General features: G+C 45.5%; 12 protein-coding genes. All 12 read left to right on the top strand.

Annotated features, from left to right (window positions below):
• The first annotated feature begins 22 nt into the window (after window positions 1–22).
• The 12 genes from HMPREF9447_RS11295 to HMPREF9447_RS11240 all read left to right on the top strand — a co-directional run bounded on the left by HMPREF9447_RS11295 (window position 23) and on the right by HMPREF9447_RS11240 (window position 20,923).
• The gene (locus HMPREF9447_RS11295; RefSeq protein WP_009129866.1) at window positions 23–1,027 is read left to right on the top strand and encodes a family 43 glycosylhydrolase; all 1,005 of its coding nucleotides are present in this window, start codon (window positions 23–25) and stop codon (window positions 1,025–1,027) included.
• A gap of 22 nt (window positions 1,028–1,049) precedes the next feature.
• Window positions 1,050–3,080 carry a hypothetical protein gene (locus tag HMPREF9447_RS11290; RefSeq protein ID WP_009129865.1) on the top strand — a complete coding sequence of 677 codons (2,031 nt, stop codon included), beginning with the start codon at window positions 1,050–1,052 and terminating at the stop codon, window positions 3,078–3,080.
• A gap of 21 nt (window positions 3,081–3,101) precedes the next feature.
• Window positions 3,102–4,238: an aldose epimerase family protein gene (locus HMPREF9447_RS11285; protein ID WP_009129864.1), complete on the top strand. Its 1,137-nt coding sequence runs from the start codon at window positions 3,102–3,104 to the stop codon at window positions 4,236–4,238.
• A 47-nt stretch (window positions 4,239–4,285) separates the two neighbouring features.
• Window positions 4,286–5,401 (top strand): glycoside hydrolase family 88/105 protein, encoded by a 1,116-nt coding sequence (locus tag HMPREF9447_RS11280; protein ID WP_009129863.1) that lies wholly within the window; start codon window positions 4,286–4,288, stop codon window positions 5,399–5,401.
• 99 nt (window positions 5,402–5,500) lie between these two features.
• Window positions 5,501–7,054 carry a sulfatase family protein gene (locus tag HMPREF9447_RS11275; protein WP_009129862.1) on the top strand — a complete coding sequence of 518 codons (1,554 nt, stop codon included), beginning with the start codon at window positions 5,501–5,503 and terminating at the stop codon, window positions 7,052–7,054.
• 54 nt (window positions 7,055–7,108) lie between these two features.
• On the top strand, window positions 7,109–8,074 hold the full coding sequence (locus HMPREF9447_RS11270; protein ID WP_009129861.1) for a glycoside hydrolase family 43 protein: 966 nt from the start codon (window positions 7,109–7,111) through the stop codon (window positions 8,072–8,074).
• Window positions 8,075–8,507: 433 nt separating this feature from the next.
• Window positions 8,508–12,533, top strand: coding sequence for a hybrid sensor histidine kinase/response regulator transcription factor (locus HMPREF9447_RS11265; protein WP_009129860.1), 4,026 nt, complete (start codon window positions 8,508–8,510; stop codon window positions 12,531–12,533).
• Window positions 12,534–12,812: 279 nt separating this feature from the next.
• A complete protein-coding gene (locus HMPREF9447_RS11260; RefSeq protein ID WP_009129859.1) occupies window positions 12,813–13,916 on the top strand; it encodes a glycoside hydrolase family 88/105 protein in 1,104 nt (367 codons plus the stop codon).
• A 52-nt stretch (window positions 13,917–13,968) separates the two neighbouring features.
• The gene (locus tag HMPREF9447_RS11255) at window positions 13,969–16,689 is read left to right on the top strand and encodes a glycoside hydrolase family 2 protein (RefSeq protein ID WP_009129858.1); all 2,721 of its coding nucleotides are present in this window, start codon (window positions 13,969–13,971) and stop codon (window positions 16,687–16,689) included.
• A gap of 11 nt (window positions 16,690–16,700) precedes the next feature.
• Entirely contained in the window at window positions 16,701–18,563 is a 1,863-nt protein-coding gene (locus tag HMPREF9447_RS11250) for an FAD-dependent oxidoreductase (RefSeq protein WP_009129857.1), read from the top strand.
• 40 nt (window positions 18,564–18,603) lie between these two features.
• Window positions 18,604–19,752: a glycoside hydrolase family 130 protein gene (locus HMPREF9447_RS11245; protein ID WP_009129856.1), complete on the top strand. Its 1,149-nt coding sequence runs from the start codon at window positions 18,604–18,606 to the stop codon at window positions 19,750–19,752.
• A gap of 64 nt (window positions 19,753–19,816) precedes the next feature.
• On the top strand, window positions 19,817–20,923 hold the full coding sequence (locus tag HMPREF9447_RS11240; protein WP_009129855.1) for a glycoside hydrolase family 88/105 protein: 1,107 nt from the start codon (window positions 19,817–19,819) through the stop codon (window positions 20,921–20,923).
• Window positions 20,924–20,936: the final 13 nt, after the last annotated feature.

Raw genomic sequence — 20,936 nt, 5'->3', positions numbered from 1 at the left:
TACCTCCATTTTTTTCTATCATATGAAAGAGTTATTTATAATATCAGTATTATGCTGTTTGGCAGCATGTTCTTCGTCATCGTCAAAGACGGAAGATAATCCGGAAGATCAATCGAAGAATGTATATCATAATCCGGTTATAAACTATAGTTTACCCGACCCTTCCGTAATCAAGGGAGGGGATGGCTACTTCTACTTATATGCTACTGAGAATATCCGTAACCTGCCGATTCACCGTTCTCGGAATCTGGTGGATTGGGAATATGTAGGTACGGCTTTTACTGACCAGACCCGTCCCGACTTTGAAGCAAAGGGAGGTCTGTGGGCTCCGGACATTAATAAAATAGGCGATAAATACGTGCTTTATTATTCCATGTCCGTTTGGGGAGGAGAGTGGACCTGTGGCATCGGATGCGCTACTGCCGATAAGCCCGAAGGCCCTTTCACGGACCATGGAAAAATGTTCCGTAGCAATGAAATCAATGTGCAGAATTCTATTGATCCTTTCTACATAGAGGAAGGGGGACGAAAATATCTCTTTTGGGGCAGTTTCCGGGGTATCTATGCTATCGGGCTGTCAGATGACGGACTTTCCATCAAAGAAGGCTCTAAACCCCAAAAAGTGGCAGGGACAGCCTACGAAGGCACTTATATTCACAAAAAGGATGGTTATTACTACTTTTTTGCTTCAATAGGTACTTGCTGTGAAGGACTGAACAGCACATATACAACGGTAGTAGGACGTTCGAAAAACCTTTTCGGGCCTTATGTTGATAAGAAGGGCGGGAGTATGCTCGACAATAAACATGAAATCCTGATTCATAAGAATAGTGCTTTTGTAGGCACCGGCCATAATTCTGAGATTGTGACGGATAATGCCGGCAACGATTGGTTCTTCTATCATTCGGTGAGCGTCAAGAATCCCGAAGGACGGGTCTTGATGATGGACAAGATTGAATGGAAGGATGGTTGGCCGTCTGTAAAGGGTGCTTCTCCGTCGATAGAGTCAGATAAACCAGTATTCTAACAACTATAAAACAAATGTAACTATGAGACTAAAGAGATTGTTTTTAGGGGTAATGCTTTTAGCAGGCATTGCAAATGCGGGAGCGATGGAGCATTCTCTGGGAGATGTTTCAGCTTCCATTTCCCTGAAAGTTCCGGGGAATGATGCCAAACACTATTCATTAAGCCTTCGTAAAGTACAGGATGGCGTGTATAATTGCCAGCCTTCGGAGCAGCTACCATTGGTCATTACGCGGCAGGTTACGGATAAGAATGGTAAGCAGCGTATCAATGTTGTCATCAAAGCCCTTGATGATGTTTATTTCAACTATGGTGAGCAAATCAAGACAGGCTACAACCATTCCGATTGCCAGTTCTATATGCCCGGCTTCTGGTATCGCCGGAATCTGCGTTCACCCGAGAAGGCTCCTTCCTTCCATACTTCCGATAGCTGGCTGGTGCGCGAAGACCGCCTGAGTACCCCGTTGACGGCGGCTTTCAACCCTGCAACGGGCAAATCAATGTCTGTTATCCGTATTGACAAGTTCGATAAAGAAGCCTTGACCACCCATAAAGAAGGCGAAGTGATTGTGTCCGGTGAGACTTCCATCGGCTATACCGGTTTCGAGAATGTAGACGGTACCACTGTTCTCTCTTACGGATTTCCATATAAGGAAGCTCCTAAAACCTATATCCGCAAATTGACTCTGGCTCCTGCAGTTGAGGCTTTCCAGCTTCTTCGCAAAGGAGACAGCATAACCCTTAGGTGGGAATTATCAGAAATCGATGCTGCCGACTTCTCGGAGTGCGTGCAGCGTACTTGGGAGTATTGCTATGATACAAATCTTCCCCGCCCTGTAAATACTCCTTATACGGTAGACCGTATGAAAGAGGTGATAAGCAATTTCTTTGTAGAAAGTTATGTGAATACTACGCCCACCCACTACTATTCGGGGGTTGAGTTGAAAACCGCCACTTGCGATAATACGGATGTTGCTGAAATCGGTTTTGTAGGCCGTACCCTGCTCAACGCCTTCAATGCTTTGGAATACGGTGCGCAGCAGAACCGCCCTGAACTGGTGAATAGCGCCAACAGCGTCTTTGATACTTATCTTCAAAATGGTTTCTCTCCCGCTGGCTTTTTCAATGAGGTGGTACATTATAATCGTGGTTTTAAAGAGCCTAAACTCAGTATTCGCCGTCAGTCGGAGGGCGTATATGCCATTTTGAACTATCTGAATTACGAGAAACAGCATAAGCGTAAACATCCCGAATGGGAGAAGCGCCTGAAGGTTATTCTGGACAGTTTCCTTCGTCTGCAGAACGAGGATGGCAGCTTCCCGCGCAAATTCAAGGATGACTTCTCTATTGTAGACGGCACCGGAGGCAGTACTCCTTCGGCTACCCTGCCTTTGGTAATGGCTTATAAATACTTCAAGGACAAGCGTTACCTGGAAAGTGCCAAACACACGGTGAACTATCTGGAAAAGGAACTGATTTCCAAGTCCGATTACTTTTCTTCCACCTTGGATGCTAATTGCGAGGACAAGGAAGCCTCCCTTTATGCCGCTACTGCCACTTACTATCTTGCCTTGGTCACCAAAGGTGCCGAGCGTGCCCATTATGCCGAATTATCAAAGAAGGCAGCCTACTTTGCCTTATCCTGGTACTATACGTGGGACGTTCCTTTTGCAGCAGGCCAGATGTTGGGAGACATTGGTTTGCAGACCCGTGGTTGGGGGAATGTCTCGGTAGAGAATAACCATATTGATGTGTTTATCTTCGAGTTTGCCGACGTATTGCATTGGCTTTCGAAGGAATACAATGAACCCCGTTTCTCGGACTTTGCTGAGGTTATTTCTACTTCAATGCGTCAGTTGCTTCCCTATGAAGGTCATATGTGCGGTGTTGCTAAAGTGGGTTATTACCCGGAAGTGGTGCAGCATACCAATTGGGACTACGGTCGCAACGGAAAAGGATATTATAATGATATCTTTGCTCCCGGCTGGACGGTTGCTTCCCTGTGGGAACTCTTCTCACCGGGACGTGCGGAACAATTTTTATTGCAGAAATAAAGCATAAATAGTATAAGCGATATGAATAAAGTTATGATTTTGTTAGCAGGAGTGATGCTATTGGCATCAGCCTGCACAAGCAAGCAGGTGAGTGAAAAGACTGCTTCAGGTTTGAATCCGGCTGATTTCCGTATGGAAGTAGACGGCAAACAGACAAGCCTGTTTGTACTAAAGAATAAAAATGGTATGGAAGTTTGCATTACAAACTTCGGTGGACGTATTGTATCGGTGATGGTACCGGATAAAGAGGGCGTTATGCGTGACGTTGTATTAGGATTCGATTCTATTCAGGATTACGTTAACCTTCCTACAAATTTTGGCGCTACCATCGGACGTTATGGCAATCGTATTAACCAGGGTAAGATTACCGTAGACGGTGTGGAATATCAGTTGCCACAGAATAATTACGGTCACTGCCTGCATGGCGGTTCCAAGGGATTTGATTTCCGGATGTTCGATGCACAGCAGTTGAGCGAGCAAGTTCTGGAATTGACTTATCTGTCGAAAGATGGAGAAGAAGGATTCCCGGGCAATCTGACGTGCAAGGTTACTTTCTCATTGACGGATGACGATGCTCTTGATATCCGTTATAGTGCCGAAACAGACCGTACTACGGTTGTTAACCTGACTAATCACTCTTACTTTAACCTGGATGGCGATCCTTCCAAGGATAATTCGGATTATTTGTTGACTATCGATGCCGATGCATATACTCCTGTGGACAGCACCTTTATGACAACCGGTGAGATTGCCCCTGTGGAAAATACGGATATGGATTTCCGCAAACCCACAGCCATCGGAGCGCGTATCAATAATGATTTCATACAGTTGAAGTATGGCAAAGGTTACGACCATAACTGGGTACTCAACACGAAAGGGGATATTTCACGGAAGTGTGCCACTCTTGAATCTCCCGAAACAGGCATCGTACTTGATGTCTATACCAACGAACCGGGTATTCAGATTTATGCCGGTAACTTCCTGGATGGTACGGTGAAGGGAAAGAAAGGTATCGTATATGGTCATCGTGCTTCCGTTTGCCTGGAAACTCAGAAGTATCCCGATACTCCTAACAAACCGGAGTGGCCGTCGGCACTATTGAAACCGGGCGAGAAATATGATAGCCATTGCATTTATAAATTCTCCGTGAGAAAATGACAAAACAACTGAACCAATCAATTATTCATTTAAAGACTATAAGAATTATGAAGAGAGATTATCGTTTTATTTATCTATTTGTTGTGGGCGTGTTTGTAATGACAAGTACTATCACTGCACAAGATTATTTCAGTAATTTCCCTGTAAGGGCAAATCCCAAAACAGTGGGGAAAAAGGTAAGTAGTCGTCTGATGGAGACCAAACACCAACTTTATGGAGACAGAGGCATACATTATGCTGAAGTCTGCACCTGGTATGGAGCGCTCCGATTCGCCGAAATGACGAACGACCAGGAACTTATCAAGAAGTTGAGAGAACGTTTCGAGTTGCTATTCCATCTGGAGAAAGACTTGCTTCCTCCTCCGATTCATGTAGACCAGAATATGTTCGGTTGCCTACCTTTGAAACTGTATCGCATGACGAAGGACGAGCGTTATAAAGAACTCGGATTGCCGTATGCCGATACGCAATGGATTCTTCCTGAAAAAGCGAATGATGAAGAGCGCAAATGGCACAAGAAGGGATACTCCTGGCAGACCCGCCTCTGGATTGATGATATGTATATGATTACCATCGTACAGGCCGAAGCCTATCACGTGACAGGAGATAAAAAATACATCAACCGCGCTGCTAAGGAAATGGTGCTTTATCTGGATGAGATTCAGCGTGAGAACGGTCTCTTTTATCATGCGCCCGATGTGCCCTTCTATTGGGGGCGTGGCGATGGCTGGATGGCTGTGGGCATGACGGAATTGCTTTTCAACCTTCCGGAAAACGATCCTAACCGCCAGCGCATCCTCAAAGGATATCGCTTGATGATGGAGAACCTGAAGAAATATGTGAATGAAGACGGACTCTGGAACCAGTTGATTGACGAAAAGGACTGCTGGACGGAAACATCCGGGTCGGCCATGTTTACGTATGCCATGATTCAGGGCGTGAAGAACGGATGGCTGGACAAGGATGAATATGGACCGATTGCCCGCCGTGCATGGTTGGGGCTTTGCAACTATCTTGATGATAACAATGACTTGATGGAAGTTTGCATCGGTACAGGCAAGAAGAACAGCCACCAGTATTATCTGGATCGTCCCCGCATTACAGGTGATTATCACGGACAAGCTCCCATTATTTGGTGTGCTTATGCATTGCTGAGCGAATAAAATGTAATATATTAGATACCTGCATACTTCATAACCTCGATTAAGAGGTTATGGGGTATGTGTTTTTTTGTTTAGGGATTAATTAAAAATCAGATAATTATGAATTTCCGAAGGTGTCTTTTCTCAGGAGTACTTCTCCAGGGAGTTGGTCTGTCTCTGTTGGCTCAGACCGATAAACCGAATATCGTAGTAATAATGACCGACCAGCAACGTGCTGACTTGTGCGGACGTGAAGGTTTCCCTATGGAGATCACCCCTTATGTCGATGCTTTGGCCCGGCAGAATGCCTGGTTTGACAAGGCATATACAGTGATGCCTGCCAGTAGTCCTGCGCGTTGTTCCATGTTTACAGGTCGCTTCCCAAGCGCTACTCATGTGCGCACCAACCACAATGTACGTGATATATATTATGCCAAAGACCTGATAACTGTTCTGAAAGAGAACCATTACAAAACCGCATTAGTGGGCAAGAACCATGCCTACTTGAATGCCAAAGATATGGACTTCTGGTCCGAATATTCCCACTGGGGGAAAAACAAACCGGTGACGGAAGGAGAACTTGCCGTGTCCAAATTCTTTAAAGAAGCTGTCGGTCAGTATCTGGAACCTTCGCCCATACCTCTGAAAGACCAGCAGCCTACACGAATTGTAGACCAGGCCATAGAATGGATAGACAGCCAGAAAGACAATCCGTTCTTTGTCTGGGTTTCGTTCCCCGAACCACATAATCCATATCAGGTTTGTGAACCCTATTATTCGATGTTCTCACCGGATAAACTTCCGGCTGTAAAGACTTCACGTCAGGACGCAATAAAGAAGGGAAGCAAGTATCAGATTCTGGGAGAGCTGGAAGATGCTTCCTGCCCTGACCTTGAAAAAGATCTGCCACGATTGAGAGGGAATTATATGGGAATGATTCGCCTGATAGATGACCAGATACAACGGTTAGTCGAGAATCTGAAAGAGAAGGGATTATTTGAGAAAACTATTATCGTAGTTCTTTCCGATCATGGTGATTTTTGCGGTGAATACGGCTTAATTCGCAAGGGAGCGGGTTTATCCGAAGCTTTGACCAGGATACCGATGGTGTGGGCCGGATACCAGATAAAACAACAACCTAAAGCGATAGATGCGCACGTTTCACTGGCTGACCTGTTTCCTACTTTCTGTACGGCAATAGGTGACACCATACCCATAGGCGTACAGGGGCGAAGCTTGTGGCCGATGCTGACGGGCAAGGAGTATCCAAAAGAAGAATTCTCGAGCGTTGTCGTACAGTTGGGCTTTGGCGGAGAAGATGTTCCTCTGGATGATAAACTGACTTTTGAGCAGGAAGGTGCACTGGACCGCAAGAAAGTGGCCGGCTTTGACGAACTGAATACCTGGACCCAGAGTGGAACCTCCAGGATGGTGCGTATGGGCGACTGGAAACTGGTGATGAATAGTTATGGAAAGGGTGAACTGTATAATCTGAAGAAGGACCCTTATGAAGTGAACAATCTGTTTGGGAACTCAAAGTACATCAATCAGCAGAGTGAGTTGCTGACGAAGTTGTTAGCTTGGGAACTACGTTTGCAAGACCCGTTGCCAGTGCCCAGGCATCGTTATCACTTCAAACGGAATCTTTATAATTATCATTTCTCTAATGATTGATGAAAGCGGTATTCGAATAGTTTGCAATTAAGATATTATTAAATATAGAATCGTATGAAGAAGAATCTGGTTTTTATCTGTTTGTTAATCTTGGGAACACTTGTTTCCTGTCAGTCGGCTTCCTCCAAAAAGGATGCCGACAACACTGCTACCAATGACGTGAAAGCACCTGTTCCTTTGGGAGACCCGTTCATTATGTTGTACGATGGGGTATACTATGCTTATGGCACCCATTCCGGCGAAGGAATCGAAGTATATACTTCCGATGACTTGCTGACCTGGAAGTATAAAGGTATCGCCCTGAATAAGAAAGACTCCTGGGCGGACCGTTGGTTCTGGGCCCCCGAAGTCTATGCCGTGAACGGGAAATTCTATATGTACTATTCGGCCGACGAACACATCTGTGTGGCGATTGCCGATTCTCCCGCAGGGCCATTTGTGCAAGAGAAGAAAGAGCCGATGATTACGGATGAAAAGTGCATTGACAACTCTCTGTTTATAGATGATGACGGTACGCCTTACCTCACTTTCGTGCGGTTCAATGACGGCAACAATATCTGGATTGCAGAGTTGGAAAAAGACCTTGTCACTATCAAGAAGGAGACGATGCATCCCTGTCTCCATGTCTCTCAGGAGTGGGAGGAAGTCTGGCCCCGTGTGAACGAAGGTTCCTTTATTGTTAAGCGTAACGGGTTGTATTATATGTCCTATTCTGCCAATAGTTATGAGAGCCCGTTCTATGGAGTAGGTTGTGCCACGGCTACCGACTTGATGGGCACCTGGAGCAAATATGATGAAAATCCATTGTTGCAAAAGCCCGGCGAACTGGTGGGAGTGGGGCATAGCGCCATGTTTACCGATAAGGCAGGCAAGCTCCGCATTGTCTATCATGCCCATAAAGACAAGGAAAAGATTCATCCGCGTGCCATGTATATCGGAGAAGTCTCCTTCGAGAATGCCAATGGAGTGGACCGCATGAGGATTAGTAAAGAGTATATAATTCCTGAATTAGTAAAGTAAGGACTGTTGCTGTACCTTTCAAAGTAGGACTTAGCACCTCTACGTCCCGGACTTAGCCCCCCTGAGTCCGGGACTGATCTATTATAACATCCCCATGTTATCTCCTAAAACATCCGGATGTTTTGGGGTAAAACACCCCCATGTTTTTGGGGAAAACATCCCCATGTTTTAGGGTAAAACATCCGGGTGTTTTCGGTGCTCAGTCCGGGACTGTGCTATGCTCAGTCCTGCGGTGTGCTGTGCTCAGTTATGCAATGAGATAGGCAAAGTATAGGCAATCCGGGTGAAGAGCATGGGTCGAGGGCTCTCCGGGCATACTTCCGCTGTGTTTACAGCTGTGAAAGAGACGATATTTTTATTTATTGAAATATTTCTCTTACCATTTATCGTCAAATTGAGCTATATTTGGCAACGAATCTATAAAAACACAAAGATGGACAAGAGAATCATAGCCCTCATCAGTTTTCTTTGCTATATGGTTTGCTGGACACAAGCGGCAAATGAACATTACTATTTCAGAAATCTTAGTATCAAGGACGGACTGTCCCAGACTACGGTCAATGCAATCATGCAGGATAAGAAAGGATTTATGTGGTTTGGTACTAAAGGCGGACTGAGCCGGTATGACGGATTGTCGTTCCGGAACTTCAAACGTAACATGACCGACAATCACAGTCTGGGGAATAACTTTGTGACTTGCCTCTACGAAGACAATGATGGAGATATCTGGGTAGGTACGGATGCAGGACTGTACATCTACTGCTCGGATAAAGAGACTTTTGTTCCCTTCGACCAGTTGAGCGAGGAAAACACAAAAATAGAGCGCACTGTTTCCGCCATTTCAGGTGATAAGCAAGGGCGGGTGTGGATAGCTGTTGAAACGCAGGGACTATTCTGCTATGACGCTCAAAAGGAAAAACTCCATAATTATATACTGAATGAATTCTCGGCTAACGTAAATAGCTTCTCTTTCGATAATAGCGGAACTATCTGGATAGGTTTTTATGGTAATGGACTGTTCTACTCAAAGGACAATTTGAAGACACTTCACCCTTATCTTTCGCCAAAGGGCGGCAATGAGGTTTTCAAGGACGATGTGGTGATGAATATTGTTCCGGGAGCTTACAATTGCCTTTATATTAGTTCTATACGGCAGGGAGTTCAGGAGTTGAACCTTACTTCCGGCAACCTGCGTAACCTACTGATGATGGACGAAACCGGTGAAATGGTTTTTTGCCGGGATTTGCTGGTCAACTCCGATAATGAGCTGTGGATTGGGGCCGAGTCGGGAGTTTATATCTATAATCTTCGCACGGATAAATATGTGCATCTGCACGGCTCTAAAGATGACCCTTATTCTCTGTCGGATAATGCAGTCTATTCGTTGTGTGAGGACAGGGAAAGGGGTATTTGGGTGGGTTCGTACTTCGGTGGAGTGGATTATTATCCGAAGTCTTATACTTATTTTGAGAAGTATTATCCGAAGGACGGAGAAAATACTTTGCAAGGCAAACGCGTTCGTGAGTTCTGTCAGGATAACAAAGGCATACTGTGGATTGGTACCGAAGATGGCGGCTTGAACCGTTTTGACCCGAAGACAAAGACCTTTTCTTTCTTCGCACCCAGTTCCGGATTTACCAACATCCATGGACTATGCATGGTGGGCGACAAGCTATGGGTGGGAACTTTCTCCAAAGGCTTGAAAATAGTAGATACCAATACAGGCAACATCCTGAAAACTTATCAGAAAACAGATTCCCCACGTTCGTTGATAGACAATAGTATTTTTGCTATTTACAGGACGGTCACAGGTGATATTTATCTGGGAACCATGTTCGGATTGTTGAAGTATAATGAACAAACTGACGACTTTGACAGAATTACGGAACTGGCCGGTAAATTTGTATACGATATAAAAGAAGACTCGGAAGGCAACCTGTGGCTGGCAACTTATGCGAACGGTGCATACTGCTACAACGTCAATGAAAAACGGTGGAAGAACTATGTGCATAATGAAAATAATAAGGAGAGCCTTCCCTATGATAAGGTGCTGAGTATCTTTGAAGATTCTCACCGGCAAATCTGGCTGACTACACAGGGGGGAGGCTTCTGTCTGTTCCATCCTGATACGGAGACATTTACCAGCTACGATTCGTCCAATGGGCTGCCTAATGATGTTGTCTATCAGATTATAGAGGATGCGGAAGGATTATTCTGGCTGACGACGAACAGCGGACTGGCTTGTTTCAACCCTGGTACAAAACAGGTGAAGGTATACACCACGGCCAATGGATTGCTTGGCGATCAGTTCAACTACCGTTCCGGCTATAGGGATGAGGCCGGTGCTATTTATTTGGGCAGTATCGATGGTTTTGTCGTCTTTAACCCCAAGACATTTACTGAAAATAAGAATCTGCCGCCGGTGGTGATTACGGACTTTATGTTGTTCAATAAAGAAGTCCGCGCTGGTGAGAACAATGCTCCTCTTGAGAAGAGTATCACTTTCTCCGACAGGATTACGCTTCAGTCCGACCAAAATTCATTCTCCTTCCGTATTGCCGCCCTCGGCTATCAGCTCCCGAAGATGAATAAATTGATGTACAGGTTGGATGGTTTTGATAAAGACTGGATAACGGTGGGAGAGAGCCCTATCGTCACCTATTCCAACCTGGGATATGGCGATTACCTGTTCCGTGTGAAAGCCTCTAACAGTGATGGAATATGGAATCCTGATGAACACCTGCTGTATATTCATATCCTTCCTCCTTTCTATTTCTCCATCTGGGCTTACTGCATTTATGCATTGCTCATTATGGGTTGCTCCGTATATGCTTTCTGGTATTTTAAGCAACGCAGCAGCAGGCAGCACCGCCGCCAACTGGAGAAGTTTGAACAGGAGAAGGAACGCGAGATTTACAATGCCAAGATAGATTTCTTCACGAATGTGGCGCATGAAATCAGGACTCCGCTGACGTTGATAAAGGGGCCTTTGGAGAACATCATCCTGAAGAAAGACCTGGACCCCGAAACTCACGAAGACCTGAATATCATGCAGCATAATACGGAACGGTTGCTGAACCTCACCAACCAGCTTCTGGATTTCAGGAAAGTGGAGAGCCAGGGCTACCGGCTGAACTTTGCCAAATGCGACATTACGAATGTGCTGAGGGAGACTTATATGCGGTTTACTTCCCTTTCCCGTCAGAAAGGATTTGACCTGACGTTAGAGATGCCGGAAGAGAACTTCTGTGCACATGTCAATCGCGAAGCTTTTACGAAAATTATCAGTAATCTTTTGAATAATGGAATGAAGTATGCTGATACCTATGTGCATATTAAACTGGAAGTGGATGTGGAGAATCAGGCATTCTATGTCACCACTAAGAATGACGGAGTGATTATTCCCGATGAGATGAAGGAAGAGATTTTCCAGCCTTTTGTCCGTTTCAGCCAGAAGGAGGAGGTGAAGGTTACCACAGGAGCAGGTATCGGACTGGCGCTTTCCCGTTCGTTGGCGGAGCTCCATCGTGGTAGTCTGGTTATGCTTCCGGGAGAAGATGCAAATGCTTTCCGTCTGACACTCCCCATTATTCAAGATATGGCCATTTCACTGGATTCGGATGTAATGAACAAGGAGGTAGAGTTGCAGACAGGAACATCAGGTGAGCATTTTTCCGATGACAAGCAGGAAGGGAAGCAGCAGCGGGTAAGTAAACATGTGGTTCTGGTGGTAGAAGATAATCCGGATATGCTCTCTTTTATCGAGCGCCAGTTATCATCCGAATATACTGTGCTGACTGCTACCAACGGGAAAGAGGCTTTGCAGGCTCTGGATAGTAATTTTGTAAATCTGGTGGTAAGTGATGTCGTTATGCCTTTGATGGATGGTTTTGAACTATGTAAGATCATAAAGTCGGAGGTAGGCTACAGTCATATTCCTATTATTTTGTTGACTGCCAAGACTAATATTCAATCCAAGATTGAAGGAATGGAATTAGGGGCGGATTCATATATTGAGAAGCCTTTCTCACCGGAGTATCTTCTGGCTGTGGTTTCCAATCTGATAAACAACCGGGAGAAGCTTCGCCAGAACTTTGCTAAATCTCCTTTTGTGGCGGTCAACACAATGGCACTGACCAAGGCCGATGAGGAATTTATAAAGAAACTGAATGAGATTATTCTCTCTAATCTTTCTAATCAGGAGTTCAGCATGGATGATATAGCGGATAGCCTGAATATGAGCCGTTCCAGCTTCTATCGTAAGATGAAGGGAGTGCTGGACCTTACTCCAAACGAGTATTTACGTTTGGAGCGTCTGAAGCGTGCCGCCCAGTTATTGAAGGAAGGTGAGAGTCGCATCAATGAGATTTGCTACATGGTGGGCTTCAATTCTTCCTCCTATTTCTCCAAGTGTTTTCAGAAGCAATTCGGGGTGCTTCCGAAGGACTTTGTGGGATAAGGTATGCTGCTGTAAGATAAAAGGCTTTCGGCTTTAAGTTGCGCAATAATCACCTGTTCTATTCATAATCGCTACAAGAAAGAATTAATTCCCAACATCAGCGTTATTTGAAATGAATTTGTGACTTCTTATACGATTTTGAGATATTTCTTCTATTTATTGGGATACATATTCCCTTCTGAGTAGATACTGCGCACTATCTTTGTGACCATTGATAGTGATTGTACTATGATAACAATTGTAAGTTTCTTAATGTCTAATAAATAAAGAATTAACCTTATGCGCAAAAAGTCATTATTATTGCTGTTTCTGCTTCCAATTCAATTATTGTTTGGTCAGACAAACCTGCTAAAAGATTTTCCGGAAGGATATAAACCGGAAGAAGTGGGCAAACGTCTGGCATATCATTTTGTAGATGGAAAACATATGCTTCACATTGGGAAGTGGATCAGTTATCCTGAGACTTTCACCTGGAATGGAGGGCTGAAATTCGCAGCACTTACCAACGATCAGGAGCTTGTGAAGTTGTTGCAGAATAGATTTGAACTTCTCTTCACTACGGAAAAGGCTTTATTGCCTATCATGAATCATGTGGATGTAAATATGTTCGGTAGCTTGCCTCTGGAACTGTATAAGATAACGAAAGACCAACGCTATCTGGACTTGGGTCTTCCTTATGCCGACACTCAATGGCAACTCCCCGCAAATGCGAAACCGAAAGAAAAGGAATGGGACCAGAAAGGTTATTCCTGGCAGACGCGTTTATGGATTGACGATATGTATATGATTACCATTGTGCAGACCCAAGCTTATCGGATTACTGGTGACCGCAAATACATAGACCGGGCTGCAAGAGAGATGGTGATGTATCTGGACGAGTTGCAACGTCCGAACGGCCTTTTCTATCATGCTCCGGATGTTCCTTTCTACTGGAGCAGAGGTAATGGTTGGATGGCTGCCGGTATGGCAGAGTTGTTGAGCAGCCTGCCCGAAGACAGTGAATACCGTCCGCGAATCATGCACGGCTACCTCACTATGATGAAAAGCTTGAAGAAGTATCAATCTTCAAACGGCCTGTGGCATCAATTGCTGGATCATTCCGACTGCTGGCTCGAAACCTCCGGTTCTGCCATGTTTACTTTTGCTTTCATCAAGGGAGTGAAGAACGGTTGGCTGGATGCCAAAGAATATGCACCCGCTGCCCGCAAGGCATGGATGGGCATGGTGAAATACATAGATGAGAACAACAATGTGAAATCCGTTTGTGAAGGCACCAATAAGAAGAATGACAAACAGTACTATTATGATCGTAAGCAAAATGTAGGCGATTATCATGGACAAGCTCCTTACCTTTGGTGTGCGGTGGCACTTCTGGAGGAATAAAACTGTGCCACTTTAGTAATCTTGTATCGAAATTCTATTTAATACTTATAAAATGAATATAAGCTGTTGGGCCAAAGCCCTTACCTTGGTTATACTACTGTTTTCCTATTCGACGGCAGTAACCGGACAAAGCAACGTAAATGATGTCAGAAACTCCGGGCGTATCTGGCTTGACTCAGAAATAGCCCATCATGGCGATTATCAGTGGAAAATGATAAAGGCGGGAGATGTGGCGGACTCCGGGGAGAAAGTGTCTTTATTAAGTTATTCTACAGAAAACTGGATGCCTGCCATTGTGCCCGGTACAGTTCTGAATTCACTGGTGCATAATCAGAGATATCCGGAACCTTACTATGGAATCAACAACAAGATAGAATCGAAGTTAATACCGGATATCTCAGAAACCGGGCGTGACTTCTATACCTATTGGTTCCGTACTGAGTTCACTGTTCCCGAATCATTCAAGGGAAAGCATGTATGGCTGCAAGTGGACGGCATTAACTACCGTGCCGAGGTATGGGTGAATGGAAATCTGCTCAGTACCATGAAAGGTATGTTTTTGCAGGATTACATCGACGTGACCAGCTTTGTGGAGATAGGCAAGAATAATGCTTTGGCGATAAAAGTATATCCGGTGGATGTTCCCGGCAGCACCAAGCCGAAATCCTGGGGGGCAGTGGGAGAGTTCCACAATGGAGGAAATGGAAACATCGGACTGAACACCACCATGCTGATGACCGTGGGTTGGGACTTCACCTTCATGGACGGTATCCGTGACCGTAATACCGGTATCTGGAAGAACATCTCTCTTTATGCTACGGGCAAAGTGGCGTTGCGTCATCCTTTCGTGAAGTCGGAGTTGCGTAAGCCCGGCTACGACCAGGCGCGTGAATCCATTTCAGTGGAAGTTGTGAATCCGACTACTGGCTTTAATCCGATCAATTGCACGGTGAAAGGTGAGATTGTGGGTGAGAATATTACTTTCGAGAAGAAACTGAAAGTGATGCGTGGAGAAGAAAAACTATTATCCTTCTCTCCGGACGAGTTCCCCCAGTTAGTGATTGACTCCCCCCGTTTGTGGTGGCCTGTAAACAAAGGTCCTCAGAACCTGTATGAGTTGAAAATGACCGTATCCATCGACGGAGTGGTTTGTGATTCGGTAAAAACGAAGTTCGGTATTCGGGAAATCACTTCCGATACGAACACGCCTGATAAATCACGTGTTTTCTATGTCAATGGCAAGCGTCTCTTTATCCGGGGAACGAACTGGATACCGGAAGCTATGCTGAGAACTTCTGATGAACGTACGTATGCCGAACTGCGGTATAGCCGTCAGTCGGGTGTCAATCTCCTGCGTATGTGGGGAGGTGGCATTGCCGAATCCGATTATTTCTTCCAATTGTGCGATGAAATGGGGCTATTGGTATGGCAGGAGTTCTGGATGACAGGCGATACACGCCATCCGCATGATAAGGGTAACTATATGGACAATGTGGTGTCTACCGTGAAACGCATCCGCAACCATCCCTCTTTGGCTTATTACGTGGCTTCCAATGAAAGTACAGAAGTTACAGGCACGCCTGAACTGCTCAACAAACTGGATGGTACACGAGGTTATCAGATGCAGTCGGAATGTGCCGGAGTGCATGATGGAAGTCCTTACAAACAGGTGAATCCGATGCAACACTATGAAAATACGGCATCTCCCCGTGGAAGCCGCGTAGATGGTTTCAATCCGGAGTATGGTGCACCTACGTTGCCTACGGTGGAAATTCTTCGTGAGATGATGGATGAAAAAGACCTTTGGCCTATCAATAAGGAGGTATGGGATTATCTGGATGGAAATGGTTTCCACTTGATGACTACGATGTATACCGATCTGGTAAACCACTACGGAAAATCATCTTCCATCGATGAATTCGCCCAAAAAGGGCAATTACTGGGTGCTATAAACTCCAAGAGTATTTGGGAAGTATGGAACTATAACAAGCTGGATTATGGTGACCGCTTCTGTTCCGGACTTCTGTTCTGGTATCATAATTGCTCCATGCGTCAGGTGTCTTCCCGCATGTGGGACTGGTCTTTGGAACCTACTGCTTCGCTCTATCATACAGCCAATTCATTGGAGCCGCTACATGCTCAGTTCGATTATCTGAAGAACACCGTATCTGTGGTGAACGATTATTATCGCTCCTTCAATAATTACAAGGTGATAGCGCAGGTGTATGATATCAACAGCCGGAAGGTCTTTGAAGAATCTGCCTCTGTCAATCTTCCGGAAGATGGAGTAGCCAATGATGTACTGACTATCCGTTTCCCCGAAAATATTTCTCAGGTTCATTTCATCAAACTGTTGCTGAAAGATGAGAAAGGCAAGGATGTTTCTTCCAACTTCTATTGGAGATCAAATGATAAGTATGAAGGCAGCAAGACGCTGACCGGGCCTGCATCCTCAGGTTTTGAGGATTTGAGCAAGTTGAAAGCAGCCAATGTGAAGCTCTCCTATAAGACACGTCAGGCAGGCGACCGTTATTTCGTAGATATCACATTGAAGAATACTTCCAATGGCATTGCTTTCTTTAATCAGTTGCAGTTCCTGAATGCAAAGATGAGCCCGATACGCCCGTCGTTCTATTCGGATAACTTCTTCTCCCTGGTTCCGGGTGAAAAGAAAACGGTCACTATAGAAACGGCAGAAGAGAAGTTGGCCGAAGGAGCTGTCTTGGTATTGAAAGGATGGAATGTAACCACTCAGAAATATAAACTAAAATAAATAAAGATAGCGTGAAGAGATTCCATATTCTTACGGTTCTGTTGATGCTTAGTTGGGGTATATCTGCCCAAAGCCATTTTGATATGGTGGTGGTAGGCGGTAATCCCGGCGGCATAATGGCAGCTATTGCGGCGGCCCGGCAAGGAAAGACCTCGGTTATACTGGAACGTACCCGGCACATCGGAGGACTTCCGGTCAACGGGCTGGGGGCAACGGATATTGCTACCCGGGAAGCAACTACCGGTCTGTTCATGGAGTTTACTACTAGAATCAAGCAATACTATGCAGATCGTTATGGAGAGAACTCCCAGCAACTGAAGGATTGCAGTGACGGGTTTCATTTTGAACCGTATGTTGCGGCATCCGTATATCAGGATATGCTGAACGAACATAAGGATAAGATTACCGTACTCCTTATGCGGCAATTCGATGCTGAAAACCAGAATATATCTCTAAGGGATGGACGTATTGAAAGTATCTGCATACTGAATCGTGAGAATGGAGAAAAAGAAACTTACCGGGGCGATATTTTTATAGATGCCACTTATGAAGGAGATCTGGGAGCAGCAGCCGGTGTGCCCTTCCGTGTAGGCAGGGAAAGCAAGGCCGAATTTGGAGAACCCGGAGCGGGAAGAACCTATGAATACTGGAAAAGCCTGCCTGCCAGTGGTAGCACGGGAGAGTCGGATAATGCAGTCCAGGCCTACAACTATCGCCTCTGTCTGACTAATGACCCTGATAACCGGGTACTTTTCCCGAAACCGGCATCTTATAACAGAGACGAATACGTTTCACTGATTGAAGATGTATGGACCGGAAAGAATACCCAGCGAGCCATGTTGAAAGTGACGGATGAAATGATGGAAGAAAACCGCCGTCATATCGCTGCCGGCAATCAGACTAAATTGCCCGGAGACAGTTGGGGAATCAGAAAGCTGAGTAGCATTGTAAAGCTGCCCAACCAGAAAACAGATGGCAATAACCAACATGCTGCGTTTATCTCTACCGATTTGCCTGAAGAGAACTGGCCTTGGCCTACTTCTTCGTGGGAGTGGAGGGATCAGTTTGCCAAACGTCTGAAAGATTATACGTTAGGTTTGTTCTGGTTCGCCCAGAATGACCCCGAACTGCCGGAGCATTTCCGTAAAGCAATGCTGGAATGGGGATTGGCGAAAGACGAGTATCAGGATAATGAGTATTTCCCCCGCCAAGTATATGTGCGCGAAGGAAGACGGTTTGAAGGAGTCTACTTCTTTACTGCCAAGGATGCCCTGCCTGTTGCATCGGACAAGCGTCCGCCGTTGCATGCCAACAGTGTGACGGCCAGTCATTATGCGCTCGACTCGCATGCTGCTCGGAAAAGAGAAACCGGCAGGGCACATCTGGATGGGTTTATCAGTTATCCTACGGCTGTTTATACAGTGCCTTTAGGCGTCATTCTGCCCCGCAATGTAGATAACCTGTTGTTGCCTGTACCGGTATCCGGTTCACATATCGGATTCTCTACTTTACGTATGGAACCATGCTGGATGGCATTGGGACAGGCGGCGGGTATTGCTGCTTCGTTGGCAATTGATGATAAAGTAGCCGTGCAGGATGTGGATATGCCTAAGTTGCAGGAACTGCTGATCGACCAAAAAGCAACGCTGATATACTTCCGTGACCTGAGTCCGGAAGCTCCTGACTTCCGTTTAGCGCAATATATGGGATTACGGGGATACTTGTCCGGATGGAATGCAAATCTGCAAGGTGCGGTCGATGAAGATACATTGCAGGAATGGAGTGCATTATGCGGGTTTAAGCTCCGGGCTGTTCCCGGAAAGACATCCAGATTGGAGGTATTGACCAGCATCTATAAGCGTCTTCGCCAATAAAACAATAACTTTAACCATGTAAAAAAACATAGAAACTAAGATGAAGCTAAAACTCATAGTTGGTCTGATAGGAGTGTTGTCACTGAGTAGTTTTTCTACTTTGCCCTCTTCAGACGATGCAGACAAGAAACAACAGGAGAACTGGGTGGTTGGCCCGTTTATCCGTCCGGAAGGTGTCAATCCCGTGATTGTGCCACAACCTACCTCTTTCCATTGCCCGATGCGAAAGGAACAAGTGAAGTGGGAGGAAAGCGACACTTTTAATCCTGCCGCTACCGTGAAAGACGGAAAGATTGTTGTGCTTTACCGCGCTGAGGATAATTCGGCGCAAGGCATCGGAAAAAGGACTTCACGCATAGGCTATGCCGAAAGTGCGGACGGAGTGACCATGAAGCGCTCAGACAGCCCGATACTTTTCCCCGGTGGAGATGCTTTTGAAAGCATAGAGTGCCCGGGTGGTTGCGAAGACCCGCGGGTGGCTATGACCGAAGACGGATTATACGTAATGATTTATACGGCATGGAACCGGAAGACCCCCCGCCTTGCAGTAGCTACTTCCAAAGATTTGAAGAACTGGACCAAGCACGGTCTTGCCTTTGAAAAAGCGTATGACGGGCGTTTTACCAGAATAGCTACTAAATCAGCCTCCATCCTTACTAAGGTAAAAGGCGGAAAGCTGGTTATAGACAAGGTAGATGGCAAATACTTCATGTATTGGGGAGAATATGCCGTACATGCAGCTACTTCCGACAACCTGACAGATTGGTATCCTGTGCTGGATGGAAACAATGAACTATTGAAGATTGCCAAGCCACGCAACGGCTATTTCGATAGCCAGATGACTGAATGCGGTCCTCCTGCCATTCGTACCAAACAAGGCATTGTACTGATGTATAATGGTAAGAATGATAAAAGGAGAGGCGATGTAAATTATCCGGCAGGCGCTTACTGCGCCGGACAGCTTTTGCTTGATTCTAAAGACCCTTATAAAGTGCTGAATCGTCTGGACAAACCTTTCTTTATGCCTGAAGCCTCTTTCGAAAAGAGTGGGCAGTATAAGGACGGCACCGTATTTATCGAGGGATTGGCCTATTACAAGAAGAAGCTATATCTTTATTACGGTTGTGCAGACTCCAAAGTGGCAGTAGCCGTATGTGATGACACCAAGAAACTATTGAAGGTGAAGTAATGTCACCGGATATTCCAGAAACTGTAAATTATTAGAATGTTTAATAGATAGAATTCAAATTGTTATGTACAAGAAAGTATTCGCATTATTATTTTTATTATCATCCTTTCAGTTGTTAATTGCTCAGACCAGTCTTCTGAAGAATTTCCCCGAAGGGTATACTCCCGATGAAATCGGCAGACGCATTGCCTACCGTTTTGTAACCGAGAAACATGCATTGCATGCCGGAAAATGGATTGGTTATCCTGAAACCTTCTACTGGAACGGTTCTCTTAAATATGCGGCAGCAGCCAAGGATAAAGCACTCATCAAACTTCTGCAAGCCAGATTCGAGCATCTGTTTACTACAGAAAAGGCACTGTTGCCTATCAAGAACCATGTCGATCTGAATATGTTCGGAAGCTTGCCTCTGGAACTCTATTGGGTGACGAAAGATGAACGCTACAAAGAGCTGGGATTGCCTTATGCCGATACTCAATGGGAAGTTCCCGCAGATGCAAAGCCGGAAGAGAAGGAATGGGCAGAGAAAGGCTATTCATGGCAAACACGCCTCTGGATTGACGATATGTACATGATTACCATTGTACAGACGCATGCCTACAAGGTGACCAATGACAGCAAATATATAGACCGTGCAGCCAAAGAGATGGTGATGTATCTGGATGAATTGCAACGTCCCAACGGTCTTTTCTATCATGCACCGGACGTGCCTTTCTACTGGGGACGTGGAAATGGATGGATGGCAGCAGGTATGGCGGAGTTGCTTCGCTATTTGCCTAAGAATCATAAAGACCGTCCCCGCATCATGGAAGGTTACCTGACTATGATGAAGAGTCTGAAAGAATATCAGAATCCGGAAGGTCTGTGGAACCAGTTACTCGATGATCCCGATTGCTGGACTGAAACATCAGGCTCCGCCATGTTTACTTTCGCTTTTATTACGGGTGTAAAGAACGGATGGCTGAATGCTAAAGAGTATGCTCCGGCAGCCCGCAAGGCATGGATGGCTTTGGTGACTTACCTTACCGAAAAGAATCAGGTGAGAGAGATTTGCGTAGGTACTAACAAAAAGAACGACAAACAATACTATTACGACCGTCCGCGCCGTACCGGTGATTTTCATGCACAAGGACCTTACCTCTGGTGTGTGGCTGCGCTGATGGAAAAGTAACATATAAATTATC

Origin of the sequence: Bacteroides oleiciplenus YIT 12058 (assembly GCF_000315485.1) — a bacterium.
Lineage (GTDB): Bacteria > Bacteroidota > Bacteroidia > Bacteroidales > Bacteroidaceae > Bacteroides > Bacteroides oleiciplenus.
Note: the sequence above shows the minus strand (reverse complement) of the source record. Positions and strands in the feature narration are given on the sequence as shown.

Bases quoted from the DNA above. Each gene is read 5' to 3' on its own strand.
- HMPREF9447_RS11295 (WP_009129866.1), top strand. From the start codon at position 23: ATGAAAGAGTTATTTATAATATCAGTATTATGCTGTTTGGCAGCATGT.
- HMPREF9447_RS11290 (WP_009129865.1), top strand. From the start codon at position 1,050: ATGAGACTAAAGAGATTGTTTTTAGGGGTAATGCTTTTAGCAGGCATT.
- HMPREF9447_RS11285 (WP_009129864.1), top strand. From the start codon at position 3,102: ATGAATAAAGTTATGATTTTGTTAGCAGGAGTGATGCTATTGGCATCA.
- HMPREF9447_RS11280 (WP_009129863.1), top strand. From the start codon at position 4,286: ATGAAGAGAGATTATCGTTTTATTTATCTATTTGTTGTGGGCGTGTTT.
- HMPREF9447_RS11275 (WP_009129862.1), top strand. From the start codon at position 5,501: ATGAATTTCCGAAGGTGTCTTTTCTCAGGAGTACTTCTCCAGGGAGTT.
- HMPREF9447_RS11270 (WP_009129861.1), top strand. From the start codon at position 7,109: ATGAAGAAGAATCTGGTTTTTATCTGTTTGTTAATCTTGGGAACACTT.
- HMPREF9447_RS11265 (WP_009129860.1), top strand. From the start codon at position 8,508: ATGGACAAGAGAATCATAGCCCTCATCAGTTTTCTTTGCTATATGGTT.
- HMPREF9447_RS11260 (WP_009129859.1), top strand. From the start codon at position 12,813: ATGCGCAAAAAGTCATTATTATTGCTGTTTCTGCTTCCAATTCAATTA.
- HMPREF9447_RS11255 (WP_009129858.1), top strand. From the start codon at position 13,969: ATGAATATAAGCTGTTGGGCCAAAGCCCTTACCTTGGTTATACTACTG.
- HMPREF9447_RS11245 (WP_009129856.1), top strand. From the start codon at position 18,604: ATGAAGCTAAAACTCATAGTTGGTCTGATAGGAGTGTTGTCACTGAGT.
- HMPREF9447_RS11240 (WP_009129855.1), top strand. From the start codon at position 19,817: ATGTACAAGAAAGTATTCGCATTATTATTTTTATTATCATCCTTTCAG.